This window comes from Synechocystis sp. PCC 7509 (assembly GCF_000332075.2).
Lineage (GTDB): Bacteria > Cyanobacteriota > Cyanobacteriia > Cyanobacteriales > Chroococcidiopsidaceae > Aliterella.
Genome location: NZ_ALVU02000001.1, coordinates 4083010 through 4102863, shown reverse-complemented (window position 1 = coordinate 4102863; position 19854 = coordinate 4083010). Strand labels below are relative to the sequence as shown.

The following is a 19854-nucleotide window of genomic DNA, read 5'->3' as shown; positions in this document are numbered from 1 at the left end:
TCTTTCTCTCATCAAACAGTTCCTCACTATGCAAGGGTAGGTTAAACATATACTTTCAACTAATCAGTATAACCGTGACTTAGAAATAGTTTGGAATGTGTTGAGTTTGAGTTTTAATTTTTTTTAAGGATATCTGTCGCCATCCTTTTTAAGTTATGAAATATGGATAGCCCCGAACCCCCAATAGGAAGTGGCTAAGAGTTTGGTATCCCCAAAAAACCGGGGTTAGGGAGCGAAACTTTAATCTTTTTTCAAAAGCTAATTTAAGCTCGCGATCCTTGTCTATAACAACAAAAATATCCTCTCCAACTTACCTAGAGCAAGATCGGAGAGGATGAAATTTTGATTATGGGGTTTATTTAGTTGAAATAGCTCATTTCTGTTTCTAGCTGCCGTACTAGCTGTTCGTCTCCATTAGCTCTAGCAACTTGCAGGCGATGCTCTAAACTTCTTTGAATATTTACGCGGTGAGCATCGGAGGCTTGCTTTGCGGCTTGTTGTCTGTTTCTGTTCATGATTACTTATCTGTTTTATTAGTTTTTTTGTTTGTTAATCCTAACATAACACTTATTCCGTAGCAAAGGCTACATAAAAATTCTAAATTATTCATTAAGAATCCAATTTCTACCATAAGATAGATCGATGTCACAAACATCACATTACGACTTTATTAAGCTATTTCGGGTTAAGTCGTGTGTAGGTCGGCGCAAGCAAAAAAGAAATTGCTAAAATCAACTTTCCATCAACCAAAATAGATTTGAAAATAGAAAGTCCTGCTTAAACTATTACCGCAGCTAGGTTTTGTTGGATAGGTGCTTAGTTGTAGCTTCTTCAAGGTAAAAATATAGATATTTCTAGGGAAAATTGCTGAGTGATTGTAAAGCAATCTTTACGATAACTGTAAACTGCTGGATAACAAGCTGTGAGGAAGTGGTTGATATTGGTTGCCAAGCTTTGTCGCCGCGAAGTAAGCCAATAGCGATCGCTAAAATCAGACAACCAACTATTGTTAGTCCTAAAATAAACAAAGCAAATATTTCTCCCGCCGATAAAGGGCGATCTGTTGGATCGAGATAAGCGGAGGAATTGGCAAATTCTTCAGTGCCACGGGCTGCGGGTGGGCTAGTGCGATCGCGGACGGAGCGATCTAAGTAAGATGGCGCTTGAATTACCGATAATCGCGAATAGCCAATGACATAATCGTAAGCGATGCGTCTTTCAATATTGCTGAGGGTAGCATAAGCCTGGTTAAGCTCTTGAAACTTGGAAGTGGCGATTTCTGTAGATAATTTGGTGGTATCGGGGTGGTAGTGCTTACTTAATTCTCGGTAGGCTCGACGAATTTCTATAACTGACGCGGAAGGATGCAACCCTAGCAAAGAGTAGTAACTGCTATTTTTTTGTGCGGCATTATCTTGACTCATTACAATTCTAATTGTTCTGCGCCGACAAATATATTTTACTGGTTAGGAATGTATAAGTTCAACCTCGACTTGAAAGCAGTGCTAATTTGTTCTCGATATTGGAAGTTTTACGCTATGCACCCAGGTTTAATCACTTGACTAGCTTCTTAGAAGCTAAATCAAAAAGGATAAGGGAGCATTTTCATTACTTCCTTATCCACAACACCCGTTTTATTAGCTAGGTGATGGGTTTTCTGGCACTTCTGGATCTGGCGGCGATACGGGTTGCTGCTTTTCCTGTGCGTCTCTAATAGCCGCTTCTACAAGCTCTGGATCGGGCGGATGAGGAGGCACGGCTACTATGGGGGTTTGCTCTTCTATTTGGATGGAAACAGTTTCTACAGCTTGAGAAATTGCTTCTTCTTCGGTTAAAGGAGGCGCAGTAGTTTCTATTTCTGAAGTTGCTTCGGTAATTTCTACCGTGTCTATAACAAGTGGTGCAACTTCTGGGGTTGTTTTTACTCCTACTGTGGGTTCTGGTGGAGTAGTGCGATTGTCAATTACTTCTACTATTGCCTCTACCTGCGGTTTAGGAGTCGATACAGGTTTATTGGCAACAGGAGTTTTAGATTGAATCGGTTTATTCAATAGCTGCTGAAATTTGGTTTTTAAACTGTTAAAAACACCTTCAATTCCTGAAGTTACCGCCGGAACAGATTTTGATACTTTGTCTTGCACCATACTTGTAACGTTGGCGGTACTTGGCAAATCAGTTTTTTGGGCAATAGGGGTAAGCTGGCGGCGCAACTGCAAAGTTTGACTAATAGACCAACCTAACAAAGCGACACTCGCTCCTTGACCGAGTAATAACCCGCCACTAATGCGATCGCCATACACCCATAATACTAAAGCGTAAAATAGCCCTACCCCACTCCAAATAAAATCATTTTTGCGGTGTACTTCTGGAAAAAAGAAGGCAGCCATGTATAATGCAAAGCTACCAAGACCGACTGCTAATGCCAGAACGTAGGCCAGCATAATTGTGGGTACTCCTTACTGTGTCAAACTAGATATCTTAATTTTGATAGATAATTGTTGAGCTAGATCCAATCATGAGATTTGTTGAGTAGTGAATCACGGTAATTAGCCCGTATATAACTACTCCAACCAATTCTACATAGAAATGGTTGAATTCTTAGACAGATGTAGGTGAAAGTCTTACTGTTATGTTCAGGTGTGACTCTTGATATCTGTTTATAGTGGGCAAGCTCAATTCAAGCTAGCTGAAGCAATCAAACAACTGTTATAGGTTGAGGCTGTTGCTAGTGGAGCGTTCTTAAAGGATGTTTGAATAGTTATGAGGGGGGGTAAATTTTATGCCAATCGCCTCGCTTCAGGAAGTTTTATTTGCTAGGAGTGCGATCGCATTTCTTCCTTCGTTCTGGAATTTATGGAATTAAAGCGATCGCACTTTATCCCAGAAAGTAGTTAGACTAGCCGCCAATCAGTCTAAATTTTATACCTACAATTAATTGAGCAGCGATTCATATTTGTCATGAGCGCCAATCCAAAACCAGTAGTAATCATTACCTTTTTTCAAAGTTAATGCTCAAACCCCCTCACCGATTCGTACAGACCACAAATTATTATCAACCTTTTTGAAGTGCAAGGAAGGATACAGGGGATTTTGTTGCCAAAGTTGATAAGCTTTTTGAGCTTGTGCTTTCATTTCTGGATCTAGTTCTGAATATGCTTGCCAAAAATCAGGTGTTGTAAAGGACTTCATCAATATTCCTGACTCTATTGGCGGCAATATCAAACTCTACTTTAGCAATTAGCTTGTCCAGTTTACCCGCGCCTAAATTGTCTTCAATTTGCCGAGCCCACCTCTAGTTTAAATACTCTTGTAACCAAGCGGAGAGTTGACGAACATCGCCTTCGGGTAATTGTTTAATAGCTGTTTCAATCTCTGGCAATGTAGTCATAGGAAAAAAATGTAACTGGAATTGATTTTATGGTATCTCAATCAAGTTTAAGTGTTTGACTTCTGGGGTTTATCAATGTACAAGACTTCTCACTTGCTTTCTCGTTATATCTATGGAATGAATGCGATCGCTTATTCTGTAACTAATGCAAATGCGATCGCTTATTGTTGTAACTAATATAAAGTGCGATCGCACTTTATCCCAGAAAGTTTGTATATTAACGGCTAATCGCTTCATCGCTAGCAGCTATAGTTATTAGACTTTTGTATCTTTTTTTGAGACATTTTTTTCGAGATTGTGAGCTTTAGCTCTCCATTTTTCTGCCATGAGCGTAGCATAGTCACTCATTTCTTTAAGTTTTATTTCTCCCTCTTGAGCAATTTTAAGAATTTCGGTTAATTCTGTTTCATTCATTGGGTCAATATTCATAGCTAATTTTCCAAACGTATTTTGATATTACTTACAACTACTTTAGCTTCTAAAATTCTACCTAATTGTTCAGATAAATCTTCTCCTGCTTCTTGAATATCTTACTCAAATGGTATTTCTTTGACCGCGAGTAATTGCAGAGTTTCTTGAATTTGTCTTTTAGTATTTTCTGCAAACATAGCATAGTTATTAAGAGTAGAAAATAGCTGTATCAGTATTATATTATCTGGAAATAAAATAATCTTTTCTCTAACTAACTCAATCGCTTGGTATAACTCAATATCGAGATTGTTTAGTTCATTGCTGAGTTGTTCAACCAGCTTATCGAAATTAGAAGGTAAAGTCATACACGAAAAGTAAATCACAAATATTCATAATAGCTTGTACCTTTAAGAAAGTTTTACTTTGTTTGTAGTACGCTAATTAAAATTGATTGTTGTATTTGTGGAATTAATGCGATCGCTTATTCCTATAGTGCGATCGCACTTCCTACCCTGTTGTATTTATGGAATCAATGCGAAGTTGCTTAGAAATTTTTACGTCCAATCCTCCATAATTAACCCGGCAATTTGCCCAAAGTCAGAACTGTTACGAGTTAATAGAATTGCTTCATTTACCAGTGCGATCGCGGCAATCTTTAAGTCCATTGTACCAAGCCTTGGATACAACTTCTTTAGTCGTTGAAATTCTTGGGCTGCTTGCTCATCAAACTCAACAACTGGAATTGTACAGTAATTGATTAATTGCCGCTTTAGCTCTCTGTAGGCTGTAACTTGTTTTTCAATAGTCTGGGTTTTGCCTATGTAGCTTAACCAGCCTCGCATTTGTTCTTCGTAGCTAATAATACTTGTTGCCACCAGCAAGCGATCGACACTTGCCAGCTTTTGCAACAGATGTTGGGCTTGAACTCCTCCACGATCCAAAACGCTGAAATGATCCGTATCGAGAATATACATTACTCGTTAGATGGATGTGTAGAATTTGGGCGGAAAGATTCACGATACTCGCGCCCCAACTGCATCGCCTCATCATAAGCTGAGTTATCTGCAAAGGTGCCAGCGATTTTTTCCCACCAAGGTTTTGAGGACAAATCAGTTTCTACTTTGTGTTTAAGTCGTGCAACTTCAGCCTCTAAATGGGTTAAGCGTTTCTCTATCTGCTCTGGCATTGTTGAAAGCCTCCTTTGAAATCAAATCTTACTTTAAGCCTAGGTTACTAATCGAGATTAAGTATCCGGCGATCGCACTTTCTTTTTCGTTGTATTTATGTCATTAATGCGATCGCTTATTACTGTAACTAATGCAAATGCGATCGCTTATTACTGTAGTTAATGTAAATGCGATCGCGCTTGCCTAATTCTGCTTAACAAAGTGCGATCGCATCTATGATTAACTATCCGCTTCAACCGAATTAGGCGGCTGTATAGGTGCAAAAGACTGATTCTCTCGTGTAATTCTGACCAAAAATCGTAGCGCTTCATTCACGGAGTCAGCACTTGGAAACATTTTCGCTACATCAGGTTCTAGACGAACAACCGCCTCACCGAAGCTTTTTCGTCCACTCCCTAACTTTCTGACTTTTAAACTCTTTAAGTCATATTCCGGCTGGAGTTCATCTTCTAACTCTGAATTATTCTTCATAGGCTTCCTTCTGCGATCGCTTATCAATACGGTACGCTCAATTTAACGATTGTAGGAAGAAGTGCGATCGCGCTTCTACACAGAAAATATGTAGCCTAAAGACCAAGCTTACTTGCTGCCAAAGCCTAAATTGGAGCAAGGCACAAGCGAAACGGAGGATTTTTAGCGGTCGGGTGCAGTGCTTTGTTCAGTTACAGTTGGTTCACTTGCGGTTGCGTCTTTTTTGCTGTTATGCCTGTTCTTCAAAAGTCTTGTAATAACCCCAACCCATGAAATCATATCGTTTTTGTTGAGCTTCGTTCCACGATGTTGCTTCGATCACACAAACCAATTTAGCATCGGGCGCTAGAATAGCCTTAACGCTATTATTATCAGCAGGGAAGAAGGTTTCTGAGCCTTCAGTTGCAGACGACCATAGCTCATATTTATTGTTTTCTGTTTCGTTCCTCATCCTCTATTATCCTTCTCGGTTATTTTGCAATCGCAACCATCTAAAACTTTTTTCTAAACGTCCGTATTTCTTGAAATATTTAGGCGATCGCTTTTAAATTAATAATTACTGTTGCAAGTATGCCAAGACTGGCTTTTACTGTGAATTAATTTTCGTCCACTATATTTAGAATCTGGTTGTACAAGGCTGAAGATACTCTAAACTGCGACGTAGCAATTAAGGCATCCATCAAAGGTTTTACGGCAACAATCAAATTTTTCTGTTTGGCTTCAACTAAAATACCTAATAATCCAGTAATCTTGACTCCTAAACGGTCAGCTTCGGCTCTACCACGACGTTCATCAATTAATAATAAATCTGCGTTAATTTCTAAGGCAAGTGCGATCGCTTCAGATTCTCCCGGATCTAGCCTTACTTCATCAATTAAACGTTCAACAAATTCACGATCAACGACTTGTTTAACCTTTAGCCAATTAGCCGTTTGGACTTCTAAAGTCCCTGGAACTGGAGGATCGATATCCGCGAGTTCACGATACACGGCTTCAGGAATTGTGACTTGATTGTAGAGTTGAGCCAGAAGTTGTAAATAATCAATTGCTGCCAAGTTTGTAATTGCTGATGTATCGCTAATGACAATCACAACCGTCCTAACTCTCGTAAATTTTTCAAATCTAGTTCAAAATCCTCAACGTCGTAAGAGTAAAGCGGGATACTTCGCTGTTTAAGGAGTTGGCGAAAATTATTGAGAGACATATCTGCTAACTTACTTGCATAACCCAACGTCAAACGACCTTGCTGGAACATATGCAAAGCAATCTCTTGGCGAAACTCACCCTCGGTAAGCTGCGACGCTTGCAAGATTTCTTCAGGGATAACAATGTTCATAATAAGACTACTTTACCGATCGCACTTTCAGCGTAACCTAGAAATTTAGGTAAAGTTTTTATTCTATCTCCACCAGCAAAGGTTAGAGCGATCGCACCTGCAATGCAAATTGTTATAACTTACGAGCCAAAAATATATGCCCCTGGCACGATAATGTATAAAAAGCCAAAATCTGGGATCTTACTATGGCTGAACCAATCCAAGCAATTACCCTTCCACCACCTCAAGACCCCATACAAGAGGGGGAATGGCTGCGAAGCTCTCTAGAGCGGTGGCTAAATGAAGAATTTTTACCCGAACCAGTCAACGAGCAAATCGCAAAGCGAGCGGCGCAGATTTTTGTGAGACAAAGAATGGAAGGGGAAAACGATCTAGGAAGTCTGGTAATTGCGATTGTTACAGAGATGCAGGCATTTGACTTTTCTAAAAGCTTTTATGGAGAGTTTGCGATCGCCAATGCTGTTAGCGATTTACTTTTAGATAGTCTGGGTATAGATCGCTGTTGTGGACAATAAATAAAACCCCTCTCCAGCACAGAAAGGGGTTTTAAAACTACCAGCTAGACTTGACTACCCCTGGTAATAAGCCTTGGTGCGCCCACTCGCGGAAAACGTTGCGAGATAAACCAAAATCGCTGTAAACACCTCTAGAACGACCTGTAACCCAACAACGGTTACGGTGGCGAGTGCGTGAGCTATCGCGGGGTAACTGCTGAATTTGTCTGTGGATAGCTAGTTTTTCCCGTTGGTTGGGGGCATTTTGGAACTGTTCTAATAATGCTTGTCGCTTTTCAGCATACTTTTCTACGGTTCTAGTGCGCTTTTTCTCGCGCTCGATCATGTTCTTTTTAGCCATACAGCCTACAATTATTTTTTCGTTTCAAACCTCTCATTGTACATCTTATCCAATCTAAGAAAATTTCTGTACCGAGACTAGCCTCGAAAAGTTAGCATTTAGTTAGGAATACAGGAAATTAATTGCATGGGTAGCGAAACAATCGTTCTTTTGTCTCATCGAGAAATTGAAAAAATGCGCCGCGCGGGACAACTAGCGGCAGAATTATTAGACTATTTAGAACCGATGGTAAAGCCAGGAGTCAGCACTTTACAACTAAATGATGCGGCGGAAAAGTGGACGCAAGCGCACAATGCCAAAAGCGCACCGCTTGGTTATCATGGTTTTCCTAAATCTATTTGTACTAGCGTCAATGAAGTTATTTGTCACGGCATCCCCAATGCTAAACAAATTCTTGCTGATGGTGACATTATTAATATAGATGTAACCCCGATTTTAGATGGTTATTATGGGGATACTTCTAAAACTTTCTTTGTTGGTACGCCTTCACCTATAGCAAAAAAGCTCGTTGAAGTAACTAAAGAATGTCTGCGTCGGGGAATTATGGAAGTTAAGCCCGATGCGCGGATTGGAGATATTGGCGCAGCGATTCAAGAATATGCTGAAGCTGAAGGTTTTTCGGTGGTGCGCGAATTTGTTGGACACGGTGTTAGTAATATTTTTCATACTGCGCCTCAAGTGCCTCATTATGGCACGAGAGGAAAAGGCAAAAGGTTGAGAGCGGGGATGGTATTTACTATTGAGCCGATGATTAATGAAGGAACTTGGGAATCGGAAGTACAAAGCGACAAATGGACGGCGCTGACACGCGATCGCCTCTTATCGGCACAGTTTGAGCATACAATCGCTGTAACCAATGATGGCGTAGAAGTTCTGACTTTGCGCCCTGGGGAAACTTATTTGTAATTTTGATAGAGCTATTGCTGATTCTAATCTAAACAATACTCAAATTATGGTTGTAACTATCGTCATTATTAATGTTTTAATTGCGTTGATACTACTCTATATTGCTAGGCGTGTATGGCTTTTGCGGCAAAAGCTCCAGCGCCTAAATAATAAGTTAATTGCTATCAATCGCAGCACCGGGGCCGCCTTAGCCGGGACACCTAATGCTATTTATAAAGGGCAAATGGGGATTTATCAGCTAAAACAAAGAAACGAGCCGTTACAGATTCAAATTCAACGCGTAAGACAAGTTTTATCGCTTTTAAGTATTGGACAACAAGCATGGCAGCGTTTTTCTTTTCCAAATACAGCTTTTATAAGACGACAAACGCCAAGATTTAGAAAATAGTGGGTGTAAACTGTAGCTCTAAAGTATCCTAATGACTGAATGCCGAAATGCGATCGCACATCACTAGAAAAAAATCAGCCTAAAATGGGTGTAAGGAGAGAGCGAAACAATGTCTAACAACCGTTCGGGAACATTTATTGGCGGCGTATTGCTAGGTGCAGCAGTCGGAACTATCACAGGTTTACTAATGGCTCCTCGCACAGGTAAGGAAACTCGTCAATTTTTAAAAAAATCCGCCGATGCGTTGCCAGAATTAGCCGAAGATTTGTCCACCAGCGTCCAAATTCAGGCAGATCGTCTTTCTGAATCCGCGTTGCGTAATTGGGATGGCACTTTAGAACGTCTGCGCGATGCCATTTCTGCGGGTGTGGAAGCCAGCCAAAAAGAAAGTCAAATTTTGAAGGGCAACGAAGTTACGCCCGAACCACCTATGCTAGATCGCCTGTAGTTGCATAAAATCCTGTGATCGATCCTATATTTTGGCTTGGATTGTCCATTTTATTAGTTGCTGTCAGTCTTACGGCGGTTTTGGTGACAGCAATTCCGGCATTACAAGAAGTCGCGCGGGCGGCTCGTAGTGCCGAAAAATTGTTTGATACTTTAAGGCGCGATTTGCCCCCAACTCTTGAAGCAATCAGGCTTACAGGTTTAGAAATTAGCGAATTAACCGACGATGTTAGCGATGGGGTGAAAAGTGCCAGCCAGGTAGTTAAGCAAGTAGATCGCAGTATTGACGGGGCAAAAAAACAAGCGCAAAAAGTTGAACTTAGTACCCGGAGCGTGTTTGCGGGGATGACGACGGCTTGGAAAACTTTTAATCGTCCCTCTAGTCGCCTTTCTCCTAGTCAAAGAGAATTGTTAGCCAGTAGCGATCGCCTTGAATATATCCAAGAAAATGAATTAGGCGACGATGTAGAAATAGTTAATAATTCTCGCCCAAAAGCCCCAATCATGAACGATCCAGAAGATGAGTAGTTGCCGATAATCTGTGATGAGTGCTTGTATCTTAAAGGAAAATTACTTTTATGCTGCTAGACGACAATCAGACTGGAAAAAATAAGCTAAAAAACACTTATAACGGTGTTTTTGCCTTAATTATCATCAACTTGGTTATTTTTATTGCTGACAAGGGGTTAAATCTTGGCTTTATTCGTAATTTATACTTAAACTTTTCTTCTCCCTCCTGGTATCAATTTTTCACAGCAATGTTTTGTCATGCTAACTGGGCGCACATTTCAGGAAACCTATTTTTTCTCTACATCTTTGGCAAATTAGTTGAAGAAGAAGAAGGAGTTATTGGAGTTGTTAGTTCTTATTTAATCTGTGGCTTGGGCGCAAGCGTCATGAGCTTTCTATTTCACGGAAGCAGTGCGGGTTACTCTTTGGGAGCATCCGGGGCAGTTTTTGGCTTGTTTGTAGTTAGCGTTTTAATCAAATTAAGCTGGCATTGGCGCAGAGTTTTGGAAGTTATCATTCTTGGACAGTTTGTAGTTGAACGGATATTGTTTGAATTTCGCCAAACTGGAATTACTGACGGGGTAGATCATGTGGCTCATATTGGCGGCGCTTTGGTAGGCGTAGCTTTGATTACAGTGTTAATGCGCCTTGAACCCGTGAAAAAACTCCACTGATTGGGTTTGTAAAGTTTTGCCAAGGATACCTACATTAGAGTAAAGTAAACAAATGTAAAGAAATATTAGTTTTCAATACTGAAGACTATTTACAAATAGTTCAAATTAAAAATACTTAATAGAATTGCTCATGCAGCGTTTTTCTTGGCAACGAATTTTCGTATATTTTTGTGCAATATTTTTAGCAGGGGCAGTATGGACTAACCTTACACCTACGGCATTAGCCTTTAATAATCCTGATTTACTTCCCACAACACCAACCCCAATTATTGATTTAGCAAAATCCTTAACTAGCGTCCAAGAAGAAAAGTTAGCCGCAGAATTAGATGCTTTTCAAACCGAAACAGGCTGGAAATTGCGGGTTTTGACTCAATACGATCGCACGCCGGGAACTGCTGTAAAAAGTTTTTGGGGTTTAGATGAAAAAAGTATATTACTTGTAGCCGATTCACGAGGCGGAAATATACTTAATTTTAGTATTGGCGATGCGGTTTACGACCTTTTGCCCCGTACCTTTTGGATAGAATTGCAGACGCGCTTCGGCAACTTATATTTTGTGCGGGAAGAAGGCGAAGATCAAGCAATTATTCAAGCAATTGGCTCAATTGAAGGTTGTTTGCGTCAAGGTGGTTGCCGAGTTGTACCAGGATTACCGCGCGAACAGTGGATTTTGACGTTGATTACTTCGGTACTTGGTGGGGTAATTTGTGGATTTGCAGGACAATCGCGCAGCAAAGGACAAGGTTTTTCCTGGCAATGGGCGTTAATTTTCTCGCCATTATGGGGAATTTTGTTTCTAGCCTTTGGAATTGCCCCCGTAATTACCCGTACCTCCGATTGGTTGCCATTAGTTCGGAATATCTCTGGCTTTTTAATTGGGGTTTTGGTAGCTTTCTTGTCACCAATTTTTAGCCGCCCTTCCGCTTCAGAGAATTAACGGAAATACTACAATAAAAAAATAGTGTTACTCAAAAGACATACCAATTTGGTGTGTCTTCTGTCTTTATGGGTAAACCTAGATAAAATGACTTTTGGGATTCAAACTTTACCTATAGAAGTTGTACACCTAATCGCTGCTGGAGAAGTAATTGACTCATTGGCGGCGGTGGTGCGCGAACTTGTTGAAAACGCTATAGATGCGGGTGCAACGCGGATTGTCATCTCTGTATGGGCGCAACAGTGGCGGGTGCGGGTATCTGATAACGGTTGTGGAATGAAGCTTGAAGATTTGAAGCAAGCAGCAACCGCTCATAGCACTAGCAAAATCCGCAACTGCGAAGACTTGTGGCAAATTAATAGTTTGGGCTTTCGCGGAGAAGCTTTGCATAGTTTGGCGCAACTGGCTGATTTAGAAGTTCTCAGTCGCGGACAAACCAGCGATGAAGCTTGGCGAGTTACTTATTGTCCCCAAGGAGAACCCATAGAAATAGAAACAGTGGCGATCGCACCGGGTACAGTAGTTACAGTAGACAATCTATTTGGTACGTGGTGGGAACGTCGGGAAGGGTTGCCGACTTTAGCGCAACAAACAAAGGCAATTCAAACAACTATCGGACAAATTGCTTTATGTCATCCTCAAATAACTTGGGTAGTGTGGCTAGATGACCGTCAGTGGTTTGCGCTGAGTCCTGGGGTAGGTACACAACAGCTATTACCGCAAATTGTTCGTCAATTGCGAGTAGGTGACTTGCAGCAGTTAAAAGTTGAAGTGCCGCAACTGGGAGTAGAAAATCTGGGGCTTTTGCAATTGGTACTAGGTTTACCCGATAGATGTCATCGCCATCGCCCAGATTGGGTAAAAGTGGCTGTAAATGGGCGAATGGTGAAGTTGCCGGAAATAGAGCAAATTATTTTAGCTACCACTGCAAAGACCTTACCACGCGATCGCTATCCAGTTTGTTTTTTGCACCTCAAAATCAGTCCCAATCAAGTTAATTGGAATCGTCACCCCGCTAAAACCGAAATTTACTTAAATAATCTTACTCATTGGCAAGAACAAGTTAGCCAAGCCATCGAGCAAGTTTTGCGCCTCAATAGCGATACTTTGGGCGAACAAGTAAATAATGCACGGGTAGGGAAAGTAATTAAAGCCGCCGAAGCCCAAGGTACTTATGGCGTGAAGCCAGTACCACAAATAGAAGCAAGTTTTAGTTTAAAAGCGGTTTCTCAAGTCCACAATACCTACATTATGGTGGAGCATCCGGGGGGCTTGTGGCTGGTAGAACAACACATTGCTCACGAGCGGGTTTTGTACGACCAATTGCTGACCAACTGGAAGTTAGTAAAATTAGAAACGCCAGCTATTCTCAACAATTTATCGACAGTGCAAACTCTGCAATTAGAACGAATTGGATTAGAAATAGAGCCTTTTGGTGATAATGTGTGGGCAGTTCGTAACGCACCAGCACTATTAGTAGAGCGTGAAGACTGCGCTGAGGCACTTTTAGAGCTTAGTTTGGGTGGAGATTTACAAACGGCGCAAGTTGCTGTAGCCTGTCGCAGTGCAATCCGCAATGGTACAACCTTAAGTTTAGAGCAAATGCAGACTCTTTTAGACCAATGGCAAAGAACTCGTAACCCCCGAACTTGTCCGCACGGTCGCCCAATTTACCTATCGTTAGAAGAAACAGCTTTATCGCGCTTTTTTCGCCGTCATTGGGTAGTTGGCAAAAGTCACGGGATTTGAAAAATATCTCTATTAAACTAACCACAAAACTACATCCAACTCTGGAAGAAGCTTTTTATACAGTTTACGGTATTCTTCGTCGCGCTCTTGAGACTCACCAATACCCGGATAATCAATGAGTTTAGCTCCTGCTGCACCGACCGGAACAAATGGCTTTTCCTTGGTAAGATGACTTTGAGTAAAGTATTTATCGATAGTATTTCTCGCAGATAATTACGACAAACTAGAAAATATGCACTATTTATCGGTAATAGATTACTTTGCTTGCGGATACTTAGCGTAAGTTGTACTTTAAAGTTTGAAAGGTAAAGTTTTTAATCTATAGAAAAGCGATCGCCATGTCTAGCACGATCGAACAACCAATCGAAAAAGTAGAGTCTTTAAAGCCCAAAAATCGCTGGAAGATAGGTTTAGCTGTCGTCGCTAGTGCGATCGTTGGTGCAGTGGCTTTTAAAGCATTGCAGCCACAAGCTACTACAACCCCTGTAGTTATCCCTACTCCTGTAATTGAATCGGCGATCGCTTTAGGACGACTGGAGCCTCAAGGAGAAGTAATTAAGGTGTCTGCTCCAAGCTCGGCTCAAGGTACGGGAGCTAGGGTTGAAAAAGTATTAGTCAAAGTTGGGCAATTAGTTATGGCTGGACAAATACTGGCAATTTTAGACAATCGCGATCGCACGGCGGCGGATTTAGACGCAGTCAAACAACAAGTAGAAGTTGCCCGTGCTAATCTAGCCAAAGTCAAAGCTGGGGCGCAAATAGGCGAAATCCAAGCACAGCAAGCAACCATCGCGCGTTTGCAAGCTCAATTGAGTGGTGAAAATAAAGCCAATGATGCTACAATTGCCCGTTTGCAAGCTGAACTACAAGGGCAAAATGAAACTCTCCAAGCCACAGTAGCGCGTACCGAAGCTGAACGACGTAATGCTCAAAGCGATCTGCAACGCTATCAAGATTTATATAGTAGTGGGGCGATTTCTGCTCAAGAATTAGAACAAAGACGATTGAGTGCAGTAACTACTACTGAACAAGTCAATGAAAGTCAAGCTACCCGTCGTGAAAGAGTCGGAATCCTTCAGCAGCAGCTAATTGAAGCTAGAGCAAATAAAGAGCGAGTCATTGCTACTTTAATTCAGCAAATTAATGAAGCAAAAGCCACTCTAAATAAAATTACCGAAGTTCGCCCGGTAGATGTGCAAATAGCCCAAGCAGAAGTTAATAGCGCAATTTCTGGTGTTAAGCAAGTTCAAGCTCAATTAGCATTGACTTATGTTACCGCGCCCCAAACTGGGGAAATTATGAAAATCCATAGTAAGCCCGGAGAAAATATTAGTAATGAGGGCATTGTGGAAATGGGTAGAACTGATTCAATGGTAGTAGTAGCTGAAGTCCTGGAGGAAGATATTAGTAAAATTCGTCTCGGACAAAAAGCAACTGTTACTAGCGATAATCGGGCTTTTAATGGCGAAATTAAGGGGACGGTAACAGAAATTGGTAGGCTAGTTGGCAAGCAAGATGTAATTGATAGTGATCCATCGGCAGATGTAGATGCTAGAGTTGTTGAAGTTAAAATTAATCTCGAATCTCAATCTAGTCGGAAAGTTTCTGGTTTGACTAATGCCAAGGTTGTTGTCGCAATTAATATTTAACTATTAAAAAAATAATGTTTAAAAAAATCCCTTTGGCATGGTTGCAATTAACTAGAGAAAAACCTCGGCTTTTGATTGCTCTATCAGGAATTGCTTTTGCAGATATTCTCATGTTTATGCAGCTTGGGTTTCGAGAAGCATTGTTTAATTCTAATGTCCGCCTGCATGACAGTTTAGAGACAGATATTGTACTGATTAATCCTCAATCTGATGCTTTACTTTCAATGGAACCCTTTTCTCAAAGGCGTTTGTATCAAGCATTAGGATTGCAATCTGTAAAATCTGTACATCCAATATATTTAGATTTTACTAGCTGGAAAAATCCCCAAACTCGCAAGCTGCGTAATATTCAGGTAATTGGGATAAACCCAGAAGATCGATTGTTTGCTTTGCCTGGGGTTTCCGAAAAATTAGATAAAGTTAAGTTGCCGGATGTTGTGTTATTCGATCGCGGTTCTAGACCAGAATTTGGAGATGTTACTACAGATTTTAATAAGGGAAAAATAGTGGCAACGGAAGTCGCAGGCAGGCAAATTAAAGTAGGTGGAATATTTGAATTAGGCGCGTCTTTTGGAGCAGACGGAAATATAATTACTAGCGATCGCAATTTTTTAGAAATATTTGCTGATAAAAGGCAGCGCGGATTAATTGATATCGGATTAATCAGATTAAAATCTGGCGCAGATCCAAAAATAGTTAAAGAGCAATTAAAAACCTATTTAGCCAAAGATATCAAGATTTTAACTAAACAAGAATACACCGATTTTGAAAAAGCTTACTGGTCAAGTAGTACCCCCATCGGATTTATTTTTACTTTAGGAACAATTATCGGCTTTATTGTAGGAACAGTGATTGTTTACCAAATTCTTTATAGTGAAGTTTCCGATCACTTGCCAGAATACGCTACTTTAAAAGCAATGGGCTATACTCAAAAATACTTACTACTTGTAGTATTTCAAGAAGCTTTAATTTTAGCAATTTTAGGTTATATTCCAGGGTTTGGGTTTGCCATGTTTCAATATGCTATGGCAAAAAATGCCACATTGTTACCAATAGCTATGACCGCAGAACGGGCGATAACTGTTGTAATTTTAACTATAATTATGTGTTGTGCTTCTGGTGCGATCGCCGTCCGTAAACTCCAAGCTGCCGATCCTGCGGATATATTCTAGTTAAAAAAAGTTAAAGAATATGGTAGAACCTGTAATTGCAATTGAAAATCTTAATCATTATTACGGCAAAGGCAACATCAAAAAACAAGTTTTATTTGACATTAATCTCAGCATAAATGCTGGAGAAATTGTCATTATGACTGGCCCTTCGGGTTCCGGGAAGACTACACTACTAAGCTTGATTGGTTGCTTGCGTTCAGTTCAAGAGGGAAATTTAACACTTCTAGATCGGCAATTGAACGGCGCTAATGAAGATAAATTAGTGCAAATGCGGCGACAAATTGGCTATATTTTTCAAGCTCATAATTTACTAGGATTTTTGAGTGCTAGGCAAAATGTCCAAATGTCAATCGAACTAAACGATCGCATTTCTAAGCAACAAGCTGAAGCAAAATCTACAGAAATGCTGCAAGCGGTGGGCTTGGGAGAACGCATCAACTACTATCCAGACAACCTTTCGGGCGGACAAAAACAACGCATTGCGATCGCGCGTGCTTTGGTAAATCATCCCAAACTTGTTCTAGCAGACGAGCCTACCGCCGCTTTAGACAAAAAATCTGGACGCGATGTCGTAGAAATTATGCAGCGCCTCGCCAAAGAGCAAGGCTCAACTATTTTGATGGTGACTCACGACAACCGCATTCTCGATATAGCCGATCGCATTGTCGATATGGAAGATGGTTATTTGACTCGCAATGCTGATCTTAGTGCGGCTTCTAGCTAACATCTTCTTGCTTTAATAGTTCATTTGTACTATTGTAATGGCATAAATGTATTTGGTTTACAAGCCGTCTAACCATGCGTAAATTTGTTGCTATAGGTACAGAAAAAACATTGCATTGTAGTTCTATAGAGCCATTGTCACCCCAATTGAACAGAGAAAAGCCGCAAAAATTAATTAGCGGCTGGCAAAAATTATTGGTAAATGTAGAAAAAGTCAACTTACTATCTGAGCAATTAGAGGCAGCACTATTTGAGTTAAAAGTCACAGCTAATGAAATTAAATGCGACCAAAACGCGCCGCAAATTTCCCATAAAATATTTAGGCATAAATTAATAGCAATTCCCTACATTCATTACAAAAGACCAGGTTTAGTTGTTCTAGCTACAAAAAAAATAGACCTTTTTCAGCAAGAACGAGAAACAATCCAAATAGCACAGATGCTCCGCCGACGCACAAAAAAAAGGTTAAAAAGACGTGTATCTAATAAATTATTGAAGTCGTCAAGGCTTGGATATCAACACAGAAACTTTCTTCGCCAGTTAGTTTTGATCTGGCAAAAACTGATAATAGCAATTGCTCGAAAACTAGGTGGGCGTAATCGCTCAAAACAGCTAATAAAGTTATTAGCTGTTAAATAGAAGCGTTATTAAAAAAGCAATTTTTTAGTGTTTAGATCCAGTTGTCTGATAAGGATCGCTATAAACAGTAGTTGTTTGATGTTTAGCAAGCCTACCAGCTAAACCAATTAAACCTAACAATCCCAACCACCCCCAGTCAAAACTGCGATCGCTACTTGCTGTCGGGCTAGTTTGTTGATAAGTAGTGGCTGCTCCAGTATTTGTGTCTGTACCCGTTGTAGTGCTTGGTACGCTTTCAGTCGTACTACCTCCAGGAGTCGTCGTTGTAGTTGTTGTATCTGTCGTAGTACTACTTGTTCCAGGTATCGTCGTTGTCCCTGTTGTAGGACTTCCGGTTGTGCTACCTGTACTGGGGGTTGTGGTAGTGGTTCCGGTCGTGCTGGGGCTTGTGGTTTCGGTGGTTTCAGTGATTCCGGTACTACCTGTACTGGGGGTTGTAGTAGTTCCGGTCGTGCCTGTACTGGGGGTTGTAGTGGCGGTTCCGGTCGTGCTGGGGCTTGTGGTTTCGGTGGTTTCAGTGATTCCGGTCGTGCTACCTGTACTGGGAGTGGTTTCAGTGATTCCGGTCGTGCTACCTGTACTGGGGGTGGTGGTAGTAGTTCCGGTCGTGCTACCTGTACTGGGGCTATCTTGAGCAGAAACAGGCATTACTAGCAAAGTAGCAAAACCAAAAATAACAGCACTTGCCCAGACATTTTTAGATAGACTAGAAGACTTCATAAATTGTAGATTCCTTTTGTTCAACTTTTGTAGATTTTTGCAGGTAAAAATATTACTTTTACCTGCATTTAATCCGCCGCTTCATTTGCTCAATTAATATGTAGAGGAAATAATCTAATTTTTTCTTTACTCCTAAGCAAGTTCAGTTTAAAAACTTGTTTTGTGATTTAAAAGTTTTACCAATCAAGTCCCTGAGCCGAGACATTTATTACTTCTATGCTAATGATCGCTGCTTTCTTTAAAGCAATATTCCCCCCAAGGGCTGGTTTATAAAAAATTATCGCAGTTATAAGTAAAACAAATATTTAGGCGCAATTATGCTCAAAAGTCGCTGAATTGTTGTTGAATTTACAAATTTAGTTATTAAACAACTGTCAGCATATTTAGATAACTAAAAATTGTCGCTGATGTGCGATCGCCACAGAAAATAAATTAAAGTTGTTGAACCTCTAATCGCTGCAATTAATCGGTCATAAAGCTTTTTACCCCCTCCCCCGGATTTTGAATTAAGCTAAATCGGTTAAGATAACTAAGCAATAAAACGCTACCAGTGACAACTAGGGAAACTCCGGTGCAAGTCCGGGGCTGTGCCGCAACTGTAAACGAGTCTGTAATTGTCTTAAATTCAGTTACCGTTAGCCAGGATGCCGAAATTGTCACTAGCTCAATTTATTTCCTGCGTCGCACAGGAAAGGATAATTATTTTCAATGACTGCTATAAACACAACAAACTTAGAACATTCTCCGCCACCTCTAGAATTACCACCGTTACCGCTCCATCGTCCCTTACTGACAATTGGTCATGGCACTAAAGACGACTGCGGACGGCAAAGCTTTTTAGATTTTACGGCGGCTTATCAAGCCTTAGATATTTCTAGACCGGTACTGCCTTGTTTTTTGGAACTAACAGAACCAACAATTCAACAAGGGGTAGATTTTTGTGTAGAAAGAGGTTATACCGAACTATCTGTATTGCCTATTTTGTTATTTGCAGCTAGGCATAACAAATTTGATGTTACTAACGAATTAGATAGAGCGAGAATTCGGCATCCCCAAGTAAAGTTTCATTATGGGCGGCATTTTGGCATCAATCCGGGGATTGTGGAGTTATGGAAATCGCGGCTGGCGGAACTTGATGCTATGGATAAAAGCGATCGCGCGGATACAGTATTATTATTTGTTGGACGTGGTGCTAGTGACCCCGATGCCAACGGCGACTTGTACAAACTAGCCCGGATTCTTTGGGAAGGTAGCGGTTATTCCACCGTCGAAATCTGTTTTATCGGCATTACCCACCCTCGCCTAGAAGAAGGATTTCGCCGCGCTCGACTTTACAACCCCAAAAGAATTATTGTTTTGCCCTACTTTTTATTTACAGGGGTATTAGTCAAAAAGATTTTTGATCTTACTTTTGCCCAACAGGAGCAACACCCAGAAATAAAAATTGATTGTTTGCCAGAAATGGGCTTGCATCCGCAGTTATTTTCTGTGTTGCGAGAGCGAGAAATTGAAACTCAATTAGGTCAAGTGCAGATGAACTGTGAAATGTGCAAATTTCGTCTAGCGGCGGGAGTAAACAACTCTGACGGTCATGGACACCATCATCACCATCATGACCACAGCCACCCAGTCCCCGATCCTTATGCAGATATAGCTCAATATCATCAAAGAATCTGGCAAACACCGTAATTA

At 40.8% G+C, this 19854-nt stretch carries 27 protein-coding genes and 1 riboswitch; of the genes, 13 read left to right on the top strand and 14 right to left on the bottom strand.

What is annotated here, in order from left to right:
• Nucleotides 1-359 precede the first annotated feature (359 nt).
• The 12 genes from pirA to SYN7509_RS0220435 form a co-directional block, all read right to left on the bottom strand.
• Nucleotides 360-515, bottom strand: coding sequence for an arginine synthesis PII-interacting regulator PirA (pirA, locus tag SYN7509_RS30515; RefSeq protein WP_009633603.1), 156 nt, complete (start codon nucleotides 513-515; stop codon nucleotides 360-362).
• Between the two features lie 339 nt (nucleotides 516-854).
• Complete coding sequence (locus tag SYN7509_RS0220490; protein WP_009633604.1) at nucleotides 855-1424, bottom strand: J domain-containing protein; 570 nt, start codon at nucleotides 1422-1424, stop codon at nucleotides 855-857.
• A gap of 213 nt (nucleotides 1425-1637) precedes the next feature.
• A complete protein-coding gene (locus SYN7509_RS26520) occupies nucleotides 1638-2441 on the bottom strand; it encodes a Ycf66 family protein (protein WP_009633605.1) in 804 nt (267 codons plus the stop codon).
• Between the two features lie 571 nt (nucleotides 2442-3012).
• Nucleotides 3013-3189 (bottom strand): type II toxin-antitoxin system RelE family toxin, encoded by a 177-nt coding sequence (locus SYN7509_RS26515; RefSeq protein ID WP_009633606.1) that lies wholly within the window; start codon nucleotides 3187-3189, stop codon nucleotides 3013-3015.
• Between the two features lie 454 nt (nucleotides 3190-3643).
• Nucleotides 3644-3817 carry a hypothetical protein gene (locus tag SYN7509_RS30510; protein WP_009633608.1) on the bottom strand — a complete coding sequence of 58 codons (174 nt, stop codon included), beginning with the start codon at nucleotides 3815-3817 and terminating at the stop codon, nucleotides 3644-3646.
• Between the two features lie 101 nt (nucleotides 3818-3918).
• The gene (locus SYN7509_RS0220465; RefSeq protein ID WP_009633610.1) at nucleotides 3919-4164 is read right to left on the bottom strand and encodes a hypothetical protein; all 246 of its coding nucleotides are present in this window, start codon (nucleotides 4162-4164) and stop codon (nucleotides 3919-3921) included.
• A gap of 189 nt (nucleotides 4165-4353) precedes the next feature.
• Entirely contained in the window at nucleotides 4354-4773 is a 420-nt protein-coding gene (locus SYN7509_RS0220460; RefSeq protein ID WP_009633611.1) for a type II toxin-antitoxin system VapC family toxin, read from the bottom strand.
• Nucleotides 4773-4985, bottom strand: coding sequence for a hypothetical protein (locus tag SYN7509_RS0220455; RefSeq protein ID WP_009633612.1), 213 nt, complete (start codon nucleotides 4983-4985; stop codon nucleotides 4773-4775). Before SYN7509_RS0220455 ends, SYN7509_RS0220460 begins: the two co-directional genes overlap by 1 nt.
• 159 nt (nucleotides 4986-5144) lie before the next feature.
• Nucleotides 5145-5297 (bottom strand): hypothetical protein, encoded by a 153-nt coding sequence (locus SYN7509_RS30255; RefSeq protein WP_158506173.1) that lies wholly within the window; start codon nucleotides 5295-5297, stop codon nucleotides 5145-5147.
• A gap of 389 nt (nucleotides 5298-5686) precedes the next feature.
• Nucleotides 5687-5908, bottom strand: coding sequence for a hypothetical protein (locus SYN7509_RS0220445; protein ID WP_009633614.1), 222 nt, complete (start codon nucleotides 5906-5908; stop codon nucleotides 5687-5689).
• 145 nt (nucleotides 5909-6053) lie between these two features.
• The gene (locus SYN7509_RS0220440) at nucleotides 6054-6548 is read right to left on the bottom strand and encodes a PIN domain-containing protein (protein WP_009633615.1); all 495 of its coding nucleotides are present in this window, start codon (nucleotides 6546-6548) and stop codon (nucleotides 6054-6056) included.
• Entirely contained in the window at nucleotides 6545-6793 is a 249-nt protein-coding gene (locus SYN7509_RS0220435; RefSeq protein ID WP_009633616.1) for a UPF0175 family protein, read from the bottom strand. Before SYN7509_RS0220435 ends, SYN7509_RS0220440 begins: the two co-directional genes overlap by 4 nt.
• 185 nt (nucleotides 6794-6978) lie before the next feature.
• Here SYN7509_RS0220435 and SYN7509_RS0220430 point away from each other — a divergent pair, with 185 nt between their 5' ends.
• The gene (locus SYN7509_RS0220430) at nucleotides 6979-7308 is read left to right on the top strand and encodes a hypothetical protein (RefSeq protein WP_009633617.1); all 330 of its coding nucleotides are present in this window, start codon (nucleotides 6979-6981) and stop codon (nucleotides 7306-7308) included.
• A gap of 37 nt (nucleotides 7309-7345) precedes the next feature.
• Here SYN7509_RS0220430 and rpsN read toward each other — a convergent pair whose 3' ends face one another.
• Nucleotides 7346-7648, bottom strand: a complete 303-nt coding sequence (gene rpsN / locus SYN7509_RS0220425; RefSeq protein WP_009633619.1) for a 30S ribosomal protein S14 — start codon at nucleotides 7646-7648, stop codon at nucleotides 7346-7348.
• A 126-nt stretch (nucleotides 7649-7774) separates the two neighbouring features.
• On the opposite strand from rpsN, the gene map reads away from it, so the two are divergent.
• From map to SYN7509_RS0220370, 11 genes are all read left to right on the top strand, one after another.
• Complete coding sequence (gene map, locus SYN7509_RS0220420) at nucleotides 7775-8554, top strand: type I methionyl aminopeptidase (protein WP_009633620.1); 780 nt, start codon at nucleotides 7775-7777, stop codon at nucleotides 8552-8554.
• A 46-nt stretch (nucleotides 8555-8600) separates the two neighbouring features.
• The gene (locus SYN7509_RS0220415; protein WP_009633621.1) at nucleotides 8601-8942 is read left to right on the top strand and encodes a hypothetical protein; all 342 of its coding nucleotides are present in this window, start codon (nucleotides 8601-8603) and stop codon (nucleotides 8940-8942) included.
• Nucleotides 8943-9051: 109 nt separating this feature from the next.
• The gene (locus SYN7509_RS0220410; RefSeq protein ID WP_009633622.1) at nucleotides 9052-9390 is read left to right on the top strand and encodes a YtxH domain-containing protein; all 339 of its coding nucleotides are present in this window, start codon (nucleotides 9052-9054) and stop codon (nucleotides 9388-9390) included.
• Between the two features lie 14 nt (nucleotides 9391-9404).
• Nucleotides 9405-9917: a hypothetical protein gene (locus tag SYN7509_RS0220405; RefSeq protein ID WP_009633623.1), complete on the top strand. Its 513-nt coding sequence runs from the start codon at nucleotides 9405-9407 to the stop codon at nucleotides 9915-9917.
• A gap of 50 nt (nucleotides 9918-9967) precedes the next feature.
• Nucleotides 9968-10573, top strand: a complete 606-nt coding sequence (locus tag SYN7509_RS0220400) for a rhomboid family intramembrane serine protease (RefSeq protein WP_009633624.1) — start codon at nucleotides 9968-9970, stop codon at nucleotides 10571-10573.
• A gap of 130 nt (nucleotides 10574-10703) precedes the next feature.
• Entirely contained in the window at nucleotides 10704-11510 is an 807-nt protein-coding gene (locus SYN7509_RS0220395; RefSeq protein ID WP_009633625.1) for a TPM domain-containing protein, read from the top strand.
• Nucleotides 11511-11597: 87 nt separating this feature from the next.
• On the top strand, nucleotides 11598-13259 hold the full coding sequence (gene mutL / locus SYN7509_RS0220390) for a DNA mismatch repair endonuclease MutL (protein ID WP_009633626.1): 1662 nt from the start codon (nucleotides 11598-11600) through the stop codon (nucleotides 13257-13259).
• A 338-nt stretch (nucleotides 13260-13597) separates the two neighbouring features.
• Entirely contained in the window at nucleotides 13598-14908 is a 1311-nt protein-coding gene (locus SYN7509_RS0220385) for an HlyD family efflux transporter periplasmic adaptor subunit (protein WP_009633627.1), read from the top strand.
• Between the two features lie 14 nt (nucleotides 14909-14922).
• Entirely contained in the window at nucleotides 14923-16080 is a 1158-nt protein-coding gene (gene devC / locus SYN7509_RS0220380; protein ID WP_009633628.1) for an ABC transporter permease DevC, read from the top strand.
• 19 nt (nucleotides 16081-16099) lie between these two features.
• Nucleotides 16100-16804 carry a DevA family ABC transporter ATP-binding protein gene (locus SYN7509_RS0220375; RefSeq protein WP_009633629.1) on the top strand — a complete coding sequence of 235 codons (705 nt, stop codon included), beginning with the start codon at nucleotides 16100-16102 and terminating at the stop codon, nucleotides 16802-16804.
• 74 nt (nucleotides 16805-16878) lie between these two features.
• Nucleotides 16879-17442: a hypothetical protein gene (locus tag SYN7509_RS0220370; RefSeq protein ID WP_009633630.1), complete on the top strand. Its 564-nt coding sequence runs from the start codon at nucleotides 16879-16881 to the stop codon at nucleotides 17440-17442.
• A 24-nt stretch (nucleotides 17443-17466) separates the two neighbouring features.
• Here the strand turns inward: SYN7509_RS0220370 and SYN7509_RS30250 are convergent, their stop codons facing one another.
• The gene (locus SYN7509_RS30250) at nucleotides 17467-18162 is read right to left on the bottom strand and encodes a WGxxGxxG-CTERM domain-containing protein (RefSeq protein WP_051482605.1); all 696 of its coding nucleotides are present in this window, start codon (nucleotides 18160-18162) and stop codon (nucleotides 17467-17469) included.
• 500 nt (nucleotides 18163-18662) lie between these two features.
• Nucleotides 18663-18828: riboswitch (cobalamin riboswitch) on the top strand.
• 42 nt (nucleotides 18829-18870) lie between these two features.
• Between SYN7509_RS30250 and SYN7509_RS0220355 the strand changes: the two genes are divergently transcribed.
• Nucleotides 18871-19851, top strand: a complete 981-nt coding sequence (locus tag SYN7509_RS0220355) for a sirohydrochlorin chelatase (RefSeq protein WP_009633632.1) — start codon at nucleotides 18871-18873, stop codon at nucleotides 19849-19851.
• Nucleotides 19852-19854 lie beyond the last annotated feature (3 nt).